13 protein-coding genes, 1 tRNA gene and 1 pseudogene are annotated in these 16,992 nt (G+C 71.0%); 5 read left to right on the plus strand and 10 right to left on the minus strand.

What is annotated here, in order from left to right; genetic code table 11:
• The first annotated feature begins 170 nt into the window (after positions 1–170).
• Positions 171–1,574 carry an MFS transporter gene (locus tag HNR16_RS12575; protein WP_158039908.1) on the plus strand — a complete coding sequence of 468 codons (1,404 nt, stop codon included), beginning with the start codon at positions 171–173 and terminating at the stop codon, positions 1,572–1,574.
• 89 nt (positions 1,575–1,663) lie between these two features.
• Here HNR16_RS12575 and HNR16_RS12580 read toward each other — a convergent pair whose 3' ends face one another.
• The gene (locus tag HNR16_RS12580; protein ID WP_158039907.1) at positions 1,664–2,338 is read right to left on the minus strand and encodes a TetR/AcrR family transcriptional regulator; all 675 of its coding nucleotides are present in this window, start codon (positions 2,336–2,338) and stop codon (positions 1,664–1,666) included.
• 149 nt (positions 2,339–2,487) lie between these two features.
• Between HNR16_RS12580 and HNR16_RS12585 the strand changes: the two genes are divergently transcribed.
• Positions 2,488–4,434 carry an ABC transporter ATP-binding protein gene (locus HNR16_RS12585; protein WP_158039906.1) on the plus strand — a complete coding sequence of 649 codons (1,947 nt, stop codon included), beginning with the start codon at positions 2,488–2,490 and terminating at the stop codon, positions 4,432–4,434.
• A gap of 56 nt (positions 4,435–4,490) precedes the next feature.
• Here HNR16_RS12585 and HNR16_RS12590 read toward each other — a convergent pair whose 3' ends face one another.
• Together HNR16_RS12590 and dacB are read right to left on the minus strand one after the other, a co-directional pair.
• Positions 4,491–5,078, minus strand: a complete 588-nt coding sequence (locus tag HNR16_RS12590) for an isochorismatase family protein (protein WP_158039905.1) — start codon at positions 5,076–5,078, stop codon at positions 4,491–4,493.
• A gap of 69 nt (positions 5,079–5,147) precedes the next feature.
• Complete coding sequence (dacB, locus tag HNR16_RS12595) at positions 5,148–6,533, minus strand: D-alanyl-D-alanine carboxypeptidase/D-alanyl-D-alanine endopeptidase (protein WP_179558242.1); 1,386 nt, start codon at positions 6,531–6,533, stop codon at positions 5,148–5,150.
• A 177-nt stretch (positions 6,534–6,710) separates the two neighbouring features.
• Between dacB and HNR16_RS19045 the strand changes: the two are divergent.
• Positions 6,711–7,190: pseudogene (locus HNR16_RS19045) on the plus strand (tyrosine-protein phosphatase); the annotation flags it as partial.
• Between the two features lie 65 nt (positions 7,191–7,255).
• The gene (locus HNR16_RS12605) at positions 7,256–7,480 is read left to right on the plus strand and encodes a hypothetical protein (RefSeq protein ID WP_179558012.1); all 225 of its coding nucleotides are present in this window, start codon (positions 7,256–7,258) and stop codon (positions 7,478–7,480) included.
• 48 nt (positions 7,481–7,528) lie between these two features.
• On the opposite strand, the gene HNR16_RS12610 is transcribed toward HNR16_RS12605, so the two are convergent.
• Positions 7,529–8,383: a Cof-type HAD-IIB family hydrolase gene (locus HNR16_RS12610; protein ID WP_158039902.1), complete on the minus strand. Its 855-nt coding sequence runs from the start codon at positions 8,381–8,383 to the stop codon at positions 7,529–7,531.
• Positions 8,384–8,567: 184 nt separating this feature from the next.
• Positions 8,568–9,620 (minus strand): helix-turn-helix transcriptional regulator, encoded by a 1,053-nt coding sequence (locus tag HNR16_RS12615; RefSeq protein WP_158039901.1) that lies wholly within the window; start codon positions 9,618–9,620, stop codon positions 8,568–8,570.
• 88 nt (positions 9,621–9,708) lie between these two features.
• On the opposite strand from HNR16_RS12615, the gene HNR16_RS12620 reads away from it, so the two are divergent.
• On the plus strand, positions 9,709–10,074 hold the full coding sequence (locus HNR16_RS12620) for a VOC family protein (RefSeq protein ID WP_158039900.1): 366 nt from the start codon (positions 9,709–9,711) through the stop codon (positions 10,072–10,074).
• A 103-nt stretch (positions 10,075–10,177) separates the two neighbouring features.
• Here the strand turns inward: HNR16_RS12620 and HNR16_RS12625 are convergent.
• From HNR16_RS12625 to topA, 5 genes are all read right to left on the minus strand, one after another.
• Positions 10,178–10,253 (minus strand) — tRNA-Thr (locus tag HNR16_RS12625).
• Positions 10,254–10,363: 110 nt separating this feature from the next.
• Entirely contained in the window at positions 10,364–11,947 is a 1,584-nt protein-coding gene (locus HNR16_RS12630; RefSeq protein ID WP_158039899.1) for an alpha/beta hydrolase, read from the minus strand.
• A complete protein-coding gene (locus tag HNR16_RS12635) occupies positions 11,944–13,119 on the minus strand; it encodes a DNA polymerase III subunit delta' (protein WP_158039898.1) in 1,176 nt (391 codons plus the stop codon). The genes HNR16_RS12630 and HNR16_RS12635 overlap by 4 nt, the downstream gene beginning before the upstream one ends.
• Positions 13,116–13,796 carry a dTMP kinase gene (gene tmk, locus HNR16_RS12640; protein WP_158039897.1) on the minus strand — a complete coding sequence of 227 codons (681 nt, stop codon included), beginning with the start codon at positions 13,794–13,796 and terminating at the stop codon, positions 13,116–13,118. The genes HNR16_RS12635 and tmk overlap by 4 nt, the downstream gene beginning before the upstream one ends.
• Positions 13,793–16,750 (minus strand): type I DNA topoisomerase, encoded by a 2,958-nt coding sequence (topA, locus tag HNR16_RS12645; protein WP_158039896.1) that lies wholly within the window; start codon positions 16,748–16,750, stop codon positions 13,793–13,795. Before topA ends, tmk begins: the two co-directional genes overlap by 4 nt.
• Positions 16,751–16,992 lie beyond the last annotated feature (242 nt).

A 16,992-nucleotide genomic window follows, 5' to 3' on the forward strand; every position in this document is an offset into this window, starting at 1 on the left:
GTGCCGATCGGAACGATCCTCTGTCCGTCGGCCGCGGTCCCGCCCACCCGGCGCTCGCACCGCCTCGCCACCGTCGCTCCGCGACGGTCCGCGCACCGGATCCTCCGGCGTCGTCGACGCCCGCCAACCGCAGAGTCCCGCGCGCGTCCACCCGTGATCATGGAGCCACAGTGACGTCCACCCCACCGAAGACCGGCGCGAACGCGCCGGTCGAGCACTTCGAGAACCCGAACGCGCGCTGGCGCGTCATCACCGCGAGCCTCGCGGGCACCTCGATCGAGTTCTACGACTTCTACATCTACGCGACCGCCGCGAGCCTCGTGTTCCCGCACCTCTTCTTCCCCTCGGACGACCCGACGACCGCGCTGCTCGCCTCGTTCGCGGTCTTCGGCGTCGCGTTCATCGCGCGCCCCGTGGGCTCGGTCCTGTTCGGCCACTTCGGTGACCGCATCGGCCGCAAGGGAACGCTCGTCGCGACGCTCCTCACGATGGGTATCGCGACGTTCCTCGTGGGCCTCCTCCCGACCGCGACGACACCGGGGTGGGAGTTCTGGGCACCGTTCCTGCTCGTCGTCATGCGCTTCTGCCAGGGCCTCGGCCTCGGCGGCGAGTGGTCGGGCGCCGCGCTCCTCGCGACGGAGAACGCGCCCGCGAACAAGCGCGCGATCTACGGCACGTTCCCGCAGCTCGGTGCCCCCATCGGCTTCATCCTCGGTAACACCCTGTTCGTCGTGCTCTCGGCGACGATGTCGGACGAGACGTTCATGGCGTGGGGCTGGCGGATCCCGTTCCTCATCTCGGCCGTGCTCGTGATCCTCGGCCTGTGGGTGCGGTTCAGCCTGCTCGAGACGCCCGCGTTCCAGAAGGTGATGGACGAGAAGAAGGTCGTCACCGTCCCCCTCGTCCAGGTGTTCAAGACGAACTGGCTCGAGATCATCCTCGGCACCTTCATCATGCTCGCGACGTACGTGCTGTTCTACCTCATGACGGCCTTCACGCTCACGTTCGGGACGAAGCAGACGACGGAGCAGGCGGCCGCTGCGGGGAAGCTCGGTGACGACCCAGCGGCGTACGTGCCGGGGCTCGGCTACCACCGCGAGGAGTTCCTCATCATGCTCATCGTCGCGGTCGTGTTCTTCGGCATCTTCACGCTCGTCTCCGGTCCGCTCGCGGAACGCTTCGGACGACGCAAGATGCTCCTGTGGACGACGGGCGCGATCCTCGTGTTCGGCTTCGTCATGACGCCGCTGCTCGGTGCCGGGTTCATCGGCGTGCAGTCGATGCTCATCCTCGGCATGTCGCTCATGGGCCTCACCTTCGGCCCGATGGCCGTCATCCTGCCGGAGCTGTTCCCCGCGAACGTGCGCTACACGGGGTCGGCGATCGCCTACAACCTGTCGAGTGTGCTCGGCGCCGCGATCGCACCGAGCATCTTCATCGCCCTGTGGGCGATGGCCGACGGCAGCCCGATCTACGTGGGGCTCTACCTCGCTGGCTCGGCCGTGCTGACGTTCGTCGCGCTCCTGTTCACGCGCGAGACCCGGGACGACACGTACGTCACGAACGTGTCCTGACCGGGCGCGGATGCGTCCGCTGCATGCCACGAGGGGCGGTGCCGATGGCACCGCCCCTCGTCATTCCCCCCGGAATGTCCGCTCCGCGCTCAGGACGCGGGAGCGGAGGTCGTCGTCCGAATGTTGCTCATGTACTCGGACAGATCGATGTCCGGCCGCACCCACCCGCGCAGGATCGCGCCCTGGTGCAGCCGGTAGATCTCCTCACGGGCCTCCGCCAATTCCGGCAGACCCGACCACGGCGCGATCTCGAGGCTCACGAGACCGTGCACGTTCCCCCAGACCGACGCGACGATGACGGGCACCGGGACGGGGAGGAGCAGCCCTTCCTCGCTCGCCCGTGTGAGCAGCTCGATGAGCGGACCCTGGCTGCCGTCCGGCGTCTCGCTCGAGACCCCATCGCGATGCTCGTCGGCGACGTTCTCGTAGTCGATGCTGCCGAACATGACCGTGTAGAGGGCACGATTCTCGATCGCCCACCGTCGGTACGCGAGGCCGAGCTCGAAGAGGTCGACCACGACGTCGTCGCCCTTCAACGCAGCCGCCTGTGTGCGACCGAAGCTCTGCGCGGCCTTCTGGACGACCGTGCGGATGAGTTCGGTCTTGCCCCCGAACATCGCGTAGATCGCGTTGGTCGACGTCCCGTGCTCGGCGGCGAGCGTGCGGAGGCTCAGACCGTCGAGTCCGCGCGCCGCGACGATCTCCGCCGCCCCGTCGATGAGGGCGTTGCGGAGTTCCTCGGTGTACGTCTTCGGCCGGACCACTCACACATCCTAACAAAACGTTGTTCTGGAACCCTCTGGGAACCGCTCCCGATTCCGGGAGCCGCCCCGACGCGCGCTACCCTGGTGGGCGTCGGTCGGCCGCACCCCGCCGTGCCGTGACCGACGCCCACCCTACCGGAAGCGATCGGATGCCAACCTCCAACCGCAAGCGCGCGGCGTCGCGCGAGCGACCCGACGCGGAGCCGCGCGCGACCTTCGCCCAATTGCTGCCGCACCTGTTCGCAGACGTGCCGCGCATGATCGGCATCATCGTGGTCTCGATCGTGGCCGCGGCATTCTCGCTCGCGCAGCCCGCCATCGTGAGCGTGCTCATCACCCGCGTGCAGTCCGGCGAGGCGCTCTCGTGGCTGCTCTGGTCGCTCGTCGCGGTCGTCGTCGTCGGGGCCGTGCTCCAGGGGTACCAGCACTTCCTGTTGCAGCTCACGGGCGAGTCGATCGTGCTCAACACGCGCCGCCTGCTGATCGCGAAGCTCCTCCGTCTCCCCGTCGCCGAGTTCGACGCGCGGCGGACGGGGGACCTCGTCTCGCGGGTCGGGAGCGATACGACGCTGTTGCGCGCCGTGCTCACGCAGGGCCTCATCGAGGCGGTCGGGGGCACGCTCACGTTCGTCGGCGCGGTCGTCGCGATGATCATCATCGATCCCGTGCTGTTCGCCGTGACGATGAGCGTCGTCGTGTTCGCGGGCGTCGCCGTCGCGCTGCTCGGTCCGCGAATCCGCCGGGCGAGCGCCGCGGCCCAGGAGCGGGTCGGGGATCTGACGTCCGCCGTGGAGCGGGCCGTGACGGCCGTGCGCACCGTCCGGGCGACCGGTTCCACGGAACGTGAAGAGGCGCTCGTCGATGCCGAGGCGGTCGGCGCGTACCGCCGCGGGGTCGACGTCGCCCGCGTGTCGGCCCTCGTCGTGCCCGTGTCCGGATTCGCGCTCCAGGCGGCACTCATCGCGGTGCTCGGTGTCGGCGGTATGCGCGTGGCGGCCGGGCTGCTCGACATCGCGGGGCTCGTCGCGTTCGTCATGTTCCTGTTCATGCTCGTCATGCCGCTCGCGCTCTTCTTCGGTGCCGTGACGGCCGTCAACACGGCGCTCGGCGCGCTCGGCCGCATCCAGGAGATCATCGATCTCCCGGCGGAGGACGCACACGATCGCGAGGAGGCGCCGCTCGTGCGCCTCCGAGGGCCCGCGAACGTCGAGGACGAGCCCGATGCGCCCGCGCTCGCGTTCGACGACGTGTCGTTCCGCTACCCGAACCACGTCGTCCGTGCCCGGGTCGCGCACGAGCGCGCCGTGGCGCGCCTCGACCGCGCGCAGCGCGCGTCGGGGCGCGGCCGCCGCGGTGAGGTCGACGCCCTGTACGAACTCGACGCCGCACGGACGGACGACCCGTCGCCGCTCGTCCTCGACGGCGTCGAGTTCGAGGTACCGCGAGGTTCGCGGATCGCGCTCGTCGGCCCGTCCGGGGCAGGCAAGTCGACCTCGCTCGCGCTCATCGAACGGTTCTACGACGTCACGTCGGGCGCGATCCGTCTCGGGGGTGTCGACGTGCGTTCCATCGAGCGCGACGAGCTGCGTCGGCAGATCGGCTACGTCCAGCAGGACGCGCCCGTCCTCGCGGGGACGCTGCGCGACAACCTGCAGCTCGGCAGGAACGACGCGGACGACGACGAGTGTGCCGCCGTGCTGCGCGAGGTCAACCTCGGTGGCGTCCTCGATCGCACCCGAGAGGGCCTCGACGCGCAGATCGGCGAAGGCGGTGTCCGCCTCTCGGGCGGCGAGCGCCAACGGCTCGCGATCGCCAGAACGCTGCTCGCGGCTCCTCCCATCCTGCTGCTCGACGAGTCGACGTCCTCGCTCGACGGCGCGAACGAGCGTGCGATGCGCGACGCCATCGATCGGGTCTCGGACGGCCGCTCGCTCGTCGTCATCGCCCACCGCCTCTCGACGGTCGTCGACAGCGACGAGATCGTCGTCCTCGACCGAGGCCGCGTCATCGGTCGCGGCCGCCACGAGGCCCTCGTCGAGACGACGCCGCTCTACCGCGACCTCGCGAAGCACCAACTCCTCGTTCCGGGCGGGTGAGATCGCGCGCCGATCGTGCGCGCGCTCACCGTTCCCGTCCCTCTCCGGGTAACGGCTCAGTTCGGCCGGATCGGCTCGCCGTCGACCTCGACGCCCGCTCGAGCGAGCGCGGCGAGTGCGGCCGCCGTCGTGTCCGGCGCGACGCCGGCCGTGAGCCCCGCGAGGACGCGCACCTCGAAGCCGTCGCGGGCGGCGTCGAGTGCCGAGGCGCGAACGCAGTGGTCGGTCGCGATGCCGACGACGTCGAGTCGTGTGATGCCCGCCGCACGCAGTACCTCGGTGAGCGTCCGACCGTCATCGGTCGTGCCCTCGAACGCCGAGTAGGAGGGCCGGCCCTGCCCCTTCCGCACGTGCACGGCGACCCGGGACACGTCGAGACCCGGCGCGTACTCGGCACCCGTGGTGCCGGCGATGCAGTGCACCGGCCACGTGTCGACGAAGTCGGGCACGGCCGCGAAGTGCCCGCCGTTGTCGCCCTCGGCGTCGTGCCAGTCGCGTGATGCGGCGACGAGCGCGTAGTCGTCCGCGTGTTCGTCGAGGAACCTCGTGATGCGGTCGGCGACGGCGAGGCCGCCGTCCACGCCGAGCGCGCCGCCCTCGACGAAGTCGTTCTGCACGTCGACGATCAACAGACCCGTAGCCATGCCCCCATGCTGCCAGAGGGTGACGCCCGGCCGCGAGGGGTCACGGTGTCCGGACGGCAATGCGCGGCGTCACCAGTCGGCGAGCTCCTCGCCACAGCCGTACGCCTGCGAGGCAATCGAATCGAGGACGTCGCGGTTCGCGAGCGACACCGGTCCGACGACGTAGAACGCGAACGTGAGCGTGCGTCCGGATTCGAGGGTCATGTAGCCCGCGAGGCCGTAGACCTCCTCGATCCAGCCCGTCTTCGCATCGATCGCGCCGGGCGGTACGACGGTCGTGCCCGGCAGGAATCGGTCGTCGAGCGTCCCCGTCTCGCCCGATGCGGGGAGATACGGGAGCATGATCGCGAGGCCGTCGACGTCGGCCCGGACGAGCTCCAGGAGCGCGACCATGAACGAGGACGGGACGCGGTTGTCACGGCTGAGCCCCGAGCCGTCGGCGAGCACGAGCCCGGTCGTGTCGAGCCCGAGCTCGCCGAGCGCCTGCGTCGTCCCGGCCTGGATCGACTCGAACGCGCCACCCGCCCCGCGCTCGATCGCGACGAGGCGGGCGAGGTTCTCGGCCGTCGTGTTGTCGCTGTCGGTGAGCGCATAGCGGATGAGCTCCGAGACCGGCTGGGACTGCACCTCGGCGAGGACCGCGGCGCCCTCCGGCGCCGTCCCGCCGATCGTGACGGCCGACACGGGCACGCCGAGCGCGGTCGCGAGCGCGCTCGCCGCCCGCTCGCTCGGCTGCTGAGACCGGGGCGACACGAGCGATTGCGGTGTCGCACGGTCACCGTCGATCGTGAAGGGGGAGATCCAGCTGATGTAGCCGTCGGTCCGGTCGGCGTCGTTCCAGGACGGCTGCCACTCCGGGCCGCTGTAGAGGCTCGTGTCGACGACGACGCGGGTGATCGTCCCGCCGCCGAGTGCCTGCTTCGCCTGCGCCGCGAGGTCCGCGACGTGGGCGGTCGCCCCGTCGTAGTAGGTGGGCGAGCCGGCGGGCAGCGAGGAGAGCGTGAAGTCGCCGCCGGGGACGACCACGATCTCGCCCGGTTCCGCGCCCTGCACGATCCGGGTCGTGAGCCGCGTGTCCGGCCCCAGGGTCGTGAGCGCGGCCGCGCTCGTGAGGAGCTTCATGGTCGATGCGGTCGGGTTCGCGACGTCGGCCTGCCGATCGAAGAGCACCTCACCGGACTCCGAGTCCACGACGAGTCCGTGGAAGTCGAGCGCACCGGGCTGCGATGCGGCGGCCGCGATCGAGCAACTACGGAAGGTCTGCGCGCCCGCTGCGTCCGCCGGTTCCGCTCGGACGGGCCGGATCGGCTTGGCGGCCGTGCCGTCCGTCGCGCCGGCGCCGTCGAGAACCGCTGCCGCCGCGCCGCCCGCGCCGATGCCGAACACACCGGCGAGGAGGATCGAGAGGATCGCAACGACGGTGAAGGTGCGCGGGCCCACTCGTCCTCGACTCACGCGTCCTCCGGTCCCACGGTCCACCCGTCGGCCCGTCCGCGGGGTGCGGGCACATCGTACTCGGCGGGCGCCCGCCTTCTCGAATCGCCGTAGCATGAGGCCGGACCGGTCGCTCGCCGAGGCACGGGGCAGCGCCCGTCCCGCGACCCGGAACCGTGGAGAGGGTGGTCACAGGGCATGACTCGAGCAGCGGACGAGGTTCCCATCGCGATCGCCGGGACGCACAACCTGCGCGATCTCGGCGGTCTGCCCGCGAGCGGCGGCGTCGTCGCCCCGGGACGCCTGTACCGCTCGGACGCCCTGTCGGGACTCGACGACTCCGGACTCGTCGCCTTCGCCGCGCTCGGGATCGACCGGATCGTGGACCTCCGCGATGCCGTCGAGATCGAGCGGCAGCCGACGCGTCTCGGGCCGGCCGGTCCGGAGATCGTGCACGTGCCGGTCTTCCGCGCGGCCGACCCCGCCGAGATGCTCCGTTCCATGGGCGGATCGGGTCCGGACCTCGACGGGCTCTACGCGGCGATGCTCACCGCCGAGGGCGCGCACCTGGCCGAGGCCGTGACCGCCGTCGCGGACGCTCCGACGGGAGCCGTGCTCGTCCACTGCACGGCGGGGAAGGATCGTACGGGCGTCGTCGTCTCGCTCGTGCTCGCGCTCCTCGGGGTGCCCGAGGAGCGCATCGTCGACGACTACGCGGCGACCGAGCACAATCTCAGCGGTGAATGGCTGCGGGCATGCTCGCGCGGGCCGGTGCGCTCGCCACCGCGCACGGCGTGCCGCTGTCCCCGGGGCTCAGACAGCTCGTCGTCGCGAGCCCACCCGAGGCCATGCGCACCGTGCTTCGGCGGCTGCACGACGCGGGCGGGGCCGAATGCTACCTGCTCGACCGCGGACTCGACGCGGCCGTTCCGGCCCTGCTGCGCGAGCGCCTCCTCACGGAGGGGTGAGGGCCGCGCGCCCGCGTCGCTCGCCGCCGGAGCGGCCGGGAGCGGCCCTCAGTCGAGCAATCGGCGAACGGTGCGGACGACGCCGTCCTCGGCGTTCGACGGCGCGACGTACCGCGCCCGCTCGATCACCGCGGGGTGGGCGTTCGCCATCGCGAACGACAGCCCCGCCTCGTCGAGCATCCCGAGATCGTTGAGGTAGTCGCCGAACACGGCGGTCTGCTCGACCGTGACACCGAGCTGTCCGCGCAGCGCCGCGAGCGCGGCGCCCTTGTCGGCGTCTGGGTGCATGACGTCGATCCAGTTGTGGCTCGACACGATCGTGCGGTGCGTGCCGGGGAGCTCGGCGAGTGCGGGGTAGGCGCCCCGCTCGGCACCGGCGAAGTCGAAGACCGCGAGCTTGAGCACGTCGTCGTCGACCTCGTCGAGGTCGTCGACGATCGCGAGCGCCTCGTAGTAGGTGCGCACCTGTTCGAGGAACGGCGCGTCGCCGCGTTCGATCCAGGCCGAGCGCTTGCCGCACACGACGAGGCCGAGGTCGCCGCCGGCCCGCGCGAGTTCGCGGATCCGCGCGACGACGCGGGCGACGAGCTCCGGGGGCAGCGTGAGGCACGACACCTCGAGCCCGTCGCGGACGACGTAGGAGCCGTTCTCGGCGATGAACGTGAGCCCCGCGCCGAGCGGTCCGAACAGTTCGGCGAGCGTCGCGTACTGACGCCCGCTCGCGGGGGCGAACACGATTCCTCGTTCGGTGAGCTCGGCGAGCAGTGCGGGCAGCCCCGGGGGTGGCGCGCCGTTCGGGTCGAGGAGCGTGCCGTCCATGTCGACCGCGACGAGCCGCAGGTCGACCGGACCCTCCGGGAGCCGCGGCGTCGGGCCCTGTGTGGTCTCGGCTCGTTCGGTCATGCCTGCCTCTCGTGTCGTGGTGCGGTCCGGCGCACGTGGTCGCCAGGACGTCGGGGGGTCGCGACCCGCTCCCACCGGATGGGGCACGGTCGCGCGGGACCCCCGCGCGTCGCGACCCTGTGGTCGCTCGTGGTCTGCCGGTGGCGAGACGACCGTTCCGAGCGGATCGGCCGCCCCGGCAAGACTAGGCGCTCGGCTCGGCCGAGCGCGTCACCGGTGCCCCGGTCCGCGCGGGCCCGGCCCCGGACCGCGGGAGGTCCCGTCCCGCCGTGCCCTCCCCCGATGCCGCGTGGCGCGCGGCGAGGTCGTGCGCGAGGTCGACGACGCGTCGGCGTGCGGATTCGGGTGCGAGCACCTCGATGTGGTCGCCGAACTGCAGGAGCTGGCGCACGGCCTCGGGGTGATCCGCACGGACCGTCGCGAGGCTCCACTCGTCGTCGTCGTCGCGCACGTCGACGAGTCTCGTCCCGAGGATGCGGCGGGCGAGGTCGAGGCGGGTGCGACGCAGGCGGACCTCGAACGCGACGGTGCCCGGTCGCTCGACGCGGTCGCGGAGCTCGGCCCAGACGCCGTCGAGCGTGACGCCGTCGCGGTGCGCGGCGGGCGTCGGGAGCGCGGCGAAGGCGGCGAGCCTCGTGAGTGCGAACAGCCGCGGAGTGCCGTCGTGGTCGGCGACGAGATACCAGCGCCCGGCCTTGCTCGCGATGCCGTAGGGGTCGACGACGGACGTCGGCGTTGCCCGCTCCCCGCTCCGCCGGTACTCGATCCGCAGTCGCGATCCGGCACGGAGCGCGTCGACGAGTGCCGCCGGCTCGGTGCCACCGGGCTCCTCCCCCGTCCACGGCCGGTTGTCGGTCACGACGACGGATCGCAGCGGGACGACGCCCCCGGTCTCGGGCGCGTTCCGTCGTCGCGCGTCGAGCTTCCGTTCGGTCAGGGTGGTGATGTCGGCCAGACCGAGGCTCGCGCGTTGGCGGTCGTCGAGGCCCGTGAGCGCGAGGACGTCGAGTTCGAGGGGATCGAGGTGCGAGGCATTCAGTCTCGCGCCGGGCAGGAGGACGACGCCGCCGTGACGCCCGCGCTCCGCGTAGACGGGGACGCCGGATGCCTGGAGCGCCTCGACGTCGCGCAGGATCGTGCGTCTCGAGACCTCGAGGCGCTCGGCGAGTTCGGCGGTGGTCACGCGCTGCCGTGTCTGGAGCAGGAGGAGCAGCGAGAGGAGTCTCGACGCCTTCATGCGAACTCGTTCCGAAAAGGTGACAGGTTCTGTCGTGATTCTCGAGTGTAGTCGTGGATGTCCGATCCGATCCGATGAAGGAGACACCATGACCGCACCCAACCTGTTCCTCGTCTACGTGCGCGACGTGGAACGCTCGACCGCGTTCTACCGCGAGCTGCTCGGCATCGAGCCGGTCTTCACGAGCCCCCGCTACGTGGCGTTCGAGGCGGCACCGGGCATGCTGTTCGCCCTGTGGTCCGGCCGTCCCGAGGCGGCGGTCCCGGGAACCCCTCGAACGAGCGAGGTGGGACTCATGGTCACCGGCGGCCCCGCCGAGGTCGACGCGATCCACGCCGCCTGGGCCGCGAAGGGCGTCGAGGTCCTCGAACCCCCGCACGACGAGGTCTTCGGCCGGACGTTCGTGATCGCCGACCCCGACGGCAATCTCGTCCGCGTCTCCCCCGTCGACTGAGGCGTCCGGTCGGCGGCCGAGGTGCACTGCCGACGGCCGAGGCGCACGACCGGGCGCACGACGAAGCCCCGGCCGGTTCCGTGGAACCGACCGGGGCTTCTCGTGGGGCCGCCTGTGGGAATCGAACCCACGACCTATTCATTACGAGTGAATCGCTCTGCCGACTGAGCTAAGGCGGCCTGCCTGCTGCACACGAGGCGCAACGACACTCGAATATAGCGCACTGCGCGGCCGGAGCGAAATCCGGTGGCCCCGGCGCGCCGCGCCACGATCACACGCGAGCACCGACTCAGCAGTCGAGGCCGCCCTCGGGCACCGTGCCGTCGACGAAGTAGTCGTCGACGGCATCGTTCACGCACACATCGCCCTGCCGGTACGCGGTGTGCCCCTCGCCCTCGAATCGGATGAGCACGGCGGATTCGAGTTGCTCGGTCACGGCTTCGGCCCATTGGATCGGCGTGGCGGGATCACCCGTCGTACCGATCACGAGCACGGGCGCCGCACCGGCACCGACGACCGGCTCGAGCGTGCTCGCCGACCGGTACGGCCATACCTCGCACTGCACGTCGCCGAGCGTCTTCGGCCCGGGCGTCCCGAGAACGGTCACCTCGGCGAGCTTCTCGTTGAACTCGACGATCTTCGCGGGGTCGGTCTCGACGGGATAGTCGAGGCAGTTGATCGCCGTGAACGCCTCCATCGAATTGCTCGTGTAGTGCCCGTCGGCACCGCGATCGTTGTAGCTGTCCGCGAACGCGAAGAGTCCCGAGGGATCCATCCGCGTCGTGTACATCGAGATCGCCTCCGTCAGTTGTGGCCACAACCAATCGGCGTACATGGCGCTCGAGATCGCCGTGCCGTAGACACCGCTCGTGAGCACGCGGCCGTCGACGTTCGTCGGCCGGGTCTCGTCCGCCTTCACGAGCTGGTCGTTGAGTTGGCCGAGCGCGTCGTCGACACTGCCCGTGAACGGACACGCCGGGCCGGTCAGGCAGTCCGCGAGGTATGCGCGCACCGCATCCGCGAAGCCGGCCTGCTGTTGCAGGATGACGTCGAACATCGGAAGCGTCGGGTCGGTCGCGCCGTCGAGGGCGACCCGCCCGACGTTCGCGGGATACGTGTCGATGTAGTGCGCACCGATGTCGGTGCCGTACGAGAACCCGAAGTAGTTGAGCTTCGCGTCACCGACGTTCGCACGCAGCATGTCGAGATCGTTCACCGTGCTCATCGTGTCCACGTAACCGAGCAGATCGCCCGTGTTCGCGGCACACTGATCGGCGAACCACTGTGCCTCGGCCGTCGCCGCGGCGATGACCTCCTCGTCGCTCGCGCCCGTGTCGGCCTGCGCATCCGGCGCTCCGTAGAGCCACTCGTCCATGTCGGCGTCGTCGAGGCACTCGACGTCGCTCGAGCGGCCGACGCCGCGCGGGTCCCACCCGATGATGTCGAAGTGCTGACGCAGTGGCTTGTCGAAGAAGGTCGATCCGCCGCTCTCGACGAAGTCGACACCCGACGCCCCCGGGCCGCCGGGGTTCGTGAACAGCGAGCCCAGCCTGGTCCCGGTGGCGGGCATCTTGACGAGTGCGAGTTCGATGTCGCCCTTCGCGGGGTCGCTCCAGTCCATCGGCGCGGTCGCGGTCGCGCACTCCAGTCCGCCACCGCACGACGACCAGTCGAGCTCCTGCTCGTAGTACGGGCGCGAGGCCGCGGGAACGTCGGGGCCGATGACCTCCTGCGAGCTCTCGTTCGTCCCCTGACCGACGGCCTGGAGCTCGGTGATGAGCGTGCAGCCACTCAGGAGCATCGGGGCGAGGGCCGCGAGCGTGAGTGCGATCCCACGCCGGTGCCTCGTCGCGCGCGGCGTGGTGCTGGTCATGTCGACTCCTGGTGCCTCGTGGTCAACTGGATGAGGAACGCCTCGAGTGCGAGCACCGGTGGGACGTTCGCCGCGAGCCGCACACGCGCGGTCGCGACACCGTCCAGGCTAGCGAGCGTCGCCTCACGCGGACTCCGCTGCGCGGCCGATTCGATCTCGTCCCGCCGGCGCTCGTTGACGAGGGCCACTCCCGCCTCGAGTTGCACGAGCAGGAGATCACGCAGGAGCGATTGGATGTCGGTGAGGATCCGGTCGATGCCGTCGATCTGCCCCCGCTTGGCCCGTCGCTTCTGGTGTTCCTCGAGATCGCGGATGATGCCGCGCATCTGCCGCGGAACCGCCTGGCCCGGTTCGAGCCCGAGCGACCGGAACGCCTCGGCACGCTCGACCTCGTCGCGGTCCGCCGCCTGCGCCTGCCCGTCCTCCTCGGCGATCGCCACGAGTTGCGCCGCCTTCCGGACGGCCTCGCCGGTCGTGCGCAGGCCGAGGAGGTGATCGAGCGATGCGTCGCGGCGCGCCCACGCCTCGGGACTCGTCGCGAGCCGACGTGCCATACCGACGTGCCCCTGCGCCTCGCGGGCCGCTCGCCGTGCCGGTTCGGGTGCCACACCGTCGCGGCGGACGAGGAGGTCGGCGACGTCGTCGGTCGACGGAACGCGCAGCTGGACGGTGCGCACACGAGACCGGATCGTGGGCAGCAGATCGGCCTCGCTCGGCGCGCACAGCAGCCAGACGGTCGACGCGGGCGGCTCCTCGATCGCCTTGAGGAGCGTGTTCGAGGTGCGCGCGACCATGCGGTCCGCGTCCTCGACGACGATCACGCGATAGCGCGAGATCATGGGCGACAGGCTCGCCCGCTCGACGAGCTCGCGAGCCGTCCCGATGTCGAGCTGCACGGTCTCGGTGACGACCGCCGTCAGATCGGGGTGTGAGCGGGCACGGACCTGGACGCAGGACGCACACGTCCCGCAGCCACCCCGCTCGCACAACAGCGCGGCGGCGAACGCGTAGGCGGTCGTACTGCGGCCCGATCCCGGGGGCCCGGTGATGAGCCACGAGTTCGTCATGGCGCTCGCCCCCTCGTCCCCCGCAGGAATCCGGGACGCCTCGGCGGCACGTCGGAAGATCTCGATGGCGTGCGGCTGCCCGCCGAGCTCGTCCCAGACGCTCACCGCTCGCCCTCCGGCGGGGCGAGGGCGGCCGCGTCATCGCGTTCGGCATCGGCACGCGACGCGAGCGCGACGTCGACGCGGGCACGGATCAGCTCGGCGATCGCGTCCCGCTCGAGCGTCGCGTCGACGACGAGGAACCGGTCGGGCTCGGACGCCGCGAGCTCGAGGTACGTCCGCCGAACACGCTCGTGGAAGGCCGCGGCCTCCGCCTCGAGGCGGTCGAATCGGCCACGGGCGGCGTCGAGTCGGCGGCGCCCCTCGGCGACGTCGAGATCGAGCAGCACCGTGAGGTCGGGGACGAGATCGCGTGTCGCCCAGCGTGACAGCTCGCGGATCTCGTCGCCGCCGAGCTCGCGCCCGGCCCCCTGGTAGGCGATCGAGGAGTCGACGTAGCGGTCCTGCAGCACGACCGTCCCGGCGTGCAGCGCGGGCCTCACGACCGTCGCGATGTGCTGCGCGCGGTCGGCGGCGTAGAGCAGCGCCTCGGCGCGGGCATCGATGTGGCCGCGGCCGTGGAGGACGAGCTCACGGATACTCGCCCCGAGCGGGGTGCCGCCGGGTTCGCGCGTGCGCAGCGTCGAACGTCCCCGCTCGTGCAGCCACTGCTCGAGCAGTTCCGCCTGCGTCGACTTGCCCGCACCGTCACCGCCCTCGAGCGTGACGAAGAGACCCGTCATCCGTCGGTCGGCGTCGCGTCGGGAGCGTCCGATGCCGGCTTCGCCGCCGCCCGTGACCGGCTCGTGGTCGACTTGGCGGTGGTGCTCTTCGCCGTCGTGCTCCTGGCCGTCGTGCTCGACGCCGATGCGGCCCGGGTGGATGAGCGAGCGGCGGTCGTGCCCGACGTCGCCTTGCTCGCCGTGGTCTTCTTTGCCGGGGCCTTCTTCGCGGTAGCTTTCTTCGCGGGGGCCTTCTTCGCGGGGGCCTTCTTGGCCGCGGTCTTCCGCGTCGTCGGCCCCTTGGCGCGCTTGTCGGCGAGCATCTGGACCGCCCGCGCGAAGTCGATGTCCTCCGGGTTCTCGCCGCGCGGTACCGTCACGTTCGTCTCGCCGTCGGTCACGTACGGCCCGAACCGGCCGTCCTTGATCCGGACGGCCTTGCCCGAGACCGGGTCGGCGTCGAACTCCTTGATGTTCGTCTTGGACTGGCGGTTCGCGTACTTGGGCTGGGCGAAGATCTCGAGTGCAGCGGGGAGGTCGATCGAGAAGATCGCGTCCTCGCTCGGGAGCGTGCGGGAGTCCGTGCCCTTGCGGAGGTAGGGGCCGTAGCGTCCGTTCTGGGCCGTGATGTCGTCACCGGACTCGGGGTCCTGACCGACGACGCGAGGCAGCGAGAGCAATTGCAGCGCCTGTTCGAACGTGACCTGCTCGGGGATCATCGACTTGAACAGCGAGGCGGTGCGCGGCTTCGGCGCCGCCGTCTTCTTGGCGCGCGCGGGCTTCTTCTCCTCGGCCGCCGCTCCGTCGGCCGCGGCTCCGTCGGCGGGGGCCTCGGGCTCCGGGTCGGCCTCGGTCACGTACGGGCCGAATCGCCCGTCCTTGAGCAGGATGCGCTTGCCCGTCTCGGGGTCGACCCCGAGCTCGCGATCGGTCTGGACGGGTGCCTCGATGAGCTCGCGCACCTTCTCGCCGGTGAGTTCGTCGGGTGCGAGGTCCTCGGGGACGTTGACGCGGCGCGGCGTCTCCCCCTCGGCCGCCTCGAGCTCGAGGTACGGGCCGTAGCGGCCGATCCGCAGCACGGCGTCGTCGGCGACGCGGGTCGAGTTGATCGCCCGCGCGTCGATGTCGCCGAGGTTGTCGATGACGCCGCGCAGGCCGACGTGGTCGTCGGTGCCGAAGTAGAAGCCGCGCAGCCAGTGCTCGCGGTCCTCCTCGCCCGAGGCGATGCGGTCGAGGTCGCCCTCCATCTGGGCGGTGAAGTCGTACTCGACGAGATCCCCGAAGTGCGCCTCGAGCAGTCGCACGACGCTGAAGGCCGTCCAGCTGGGGACGAGCGCCGAGCCGCGGGTGGCGACGTAGCCGCGGTCCATGATCGTCGCGATGATCGAGGCGTAGGTCGACGGGCGGCCGATGCCGAGCTCGTCGAGCGTCTTCACGAGGCTCGCCTCGGTGTAGCGCGGCGGGGGGCTCGTCTCGTGGCTCTTCGCCTCGGTGCCACGCGGCGCGAGCCGCTGGCCCGCGGCGAGCGGCGGGAGTTTCGCCTGCGCGTCGTCGCGGTCGCCGCCGCGCGTCTCGTCGGTGCCCTCCTCGTACGCCGAGAGGAACCCGCGGAACGTGATGACGGTACCCGAGGCCTGGAACTCGGTCGTCACCGGGGTGATCTCGCCCGCCGCGTCGACCGCGTCGACGGGGCCGGCGGCGATCGTGACGGTCGCGGTCTGCCCCTTCGCGTCGGCCATCTGCGACGCGATCGTGCGCTTCCAGATGAGGTCGTAGAGCTTGAAGTCGTTCGGGCTGAGCTTCGAGCGGAGCTCGCTCGGGAGCTGGAACGTCGAGCCCGCGGGACGGACGGCCTCGTGCGCCTCCTGCGCATTCTTCGACTTGGCGCCGTAGGTGCGCGGCTTGTCCGGCACCGTCTCGGCGCCGTACAGCTTGGCGGCCTGCGAGCGCGCCGCCGTCAGCGCCTGCTGCGACAGCGCGGTCGAGTCGGTACGCATATAGGTGATGTAGCCGTTCTCGTAGAGCGACTGCGCGACCGACATCGTCTGGCGTGCCGTGAAGCGGAGCTTGCGAGCGGCCTCCTGCTGCAGCGTCGACGTCGTGAACGGGGCGGCGGGGCGGCGCGTGTACGGCTTCGACTCGACGCCCGACACCTCGATCGGCACCTCGCCGGAGCGCAGGTGCTCCGCGATGGAGGTCGCGGCGTGCTCGCCGAGCACGGCGACGTCGTTCTTGAGCTGCCCGCGGTCGTCGAAGTCGCGGCCGGTCGCGATGCGGCGGCCGTCGACGCGCGTGAGGCGCGAGGTGAACGCGCCCTCGTCGCCCTCGGCGTCGGCCGGTGCGCTCGTGAGGTCGATGCCCCAGTAGGTCGCGGTGACGAACGCCATGCGTTCGCGCTCGCGATCCACGACGAGTCGCGTCGCGGCCGACTGGACGCGTCCGGCGCTGAGCTTGGGGCCGACCTTGCGCCACAGGACGGGCGAGACCTCGTAGCCGTAGAGGCGGTCGAGGATGCGGCGGGTCTCCTGCGCGTCGACGAGATTGGAGTCGATGTCGCGGGTCGCGTCCTTCGCGGCCTGGATCGCCTCCTCCGTGATCTCGTGGAAGACCATGCGCTTCACGGGCACCTTGGGCTTGAGCTCTTCGAGGAGGTGCCACGCGATGGCCTCGCCCTCGCGGTCCTCATCCGTAGCGAGGATGAGTTCGTCCGCGTTCTTGAGCGCGCGCTTGAGTTCCGTGACCGTCTTCTTCTTCGCGTCGGCGACGACGTAGTAGGGGATGAAGCCGCCCTCGACGTCGACCGAGAACTTGCCGAGCGAGCCCTTCTTCAGGTCCGCCGGGAGGTTCTTGGGCTCGATGAGGTCGCGAATGTGCCCGACCGAGGCCATGACGGTGTAGTCGTCACCGAGGTACTGCGAGATGCTCTTGACCTTGGTGGGCGACTCGACGATGACCAGTTTGTTGGTGCCTGACACGGATGCGTTTCCTCGCGAGCTGGAGAGTTGAGTGGTCCGCGCGACGGTGTCGCACGGCCGGTGGAGCGCGCCGCCTGGGTCGGCGGCTGACCGTCCGCGCCATTATAAGGATGCGCGCCCCTCGTGCAAGGTGGTGATCGCACAGTGCCGCCGGACTCGCGCGGCCCCATGATCGGGGCACCCGCGGGCGACGCGCCGGAGCGGGAGGTGGTCGACGAACGGTGTCGACGGCGAGCGGGCTC

Source organism: Pseudoclavibacter chungangensis, from assembly GCF_013410545.1.
Taxonomy (GTDB): Bacteria; Actinomycetota; Actinomycetes; order Actinomycetales; family Microbacteriaceae; genus Pseudoclavibacter; species Pseudoclavibacter chungangensis.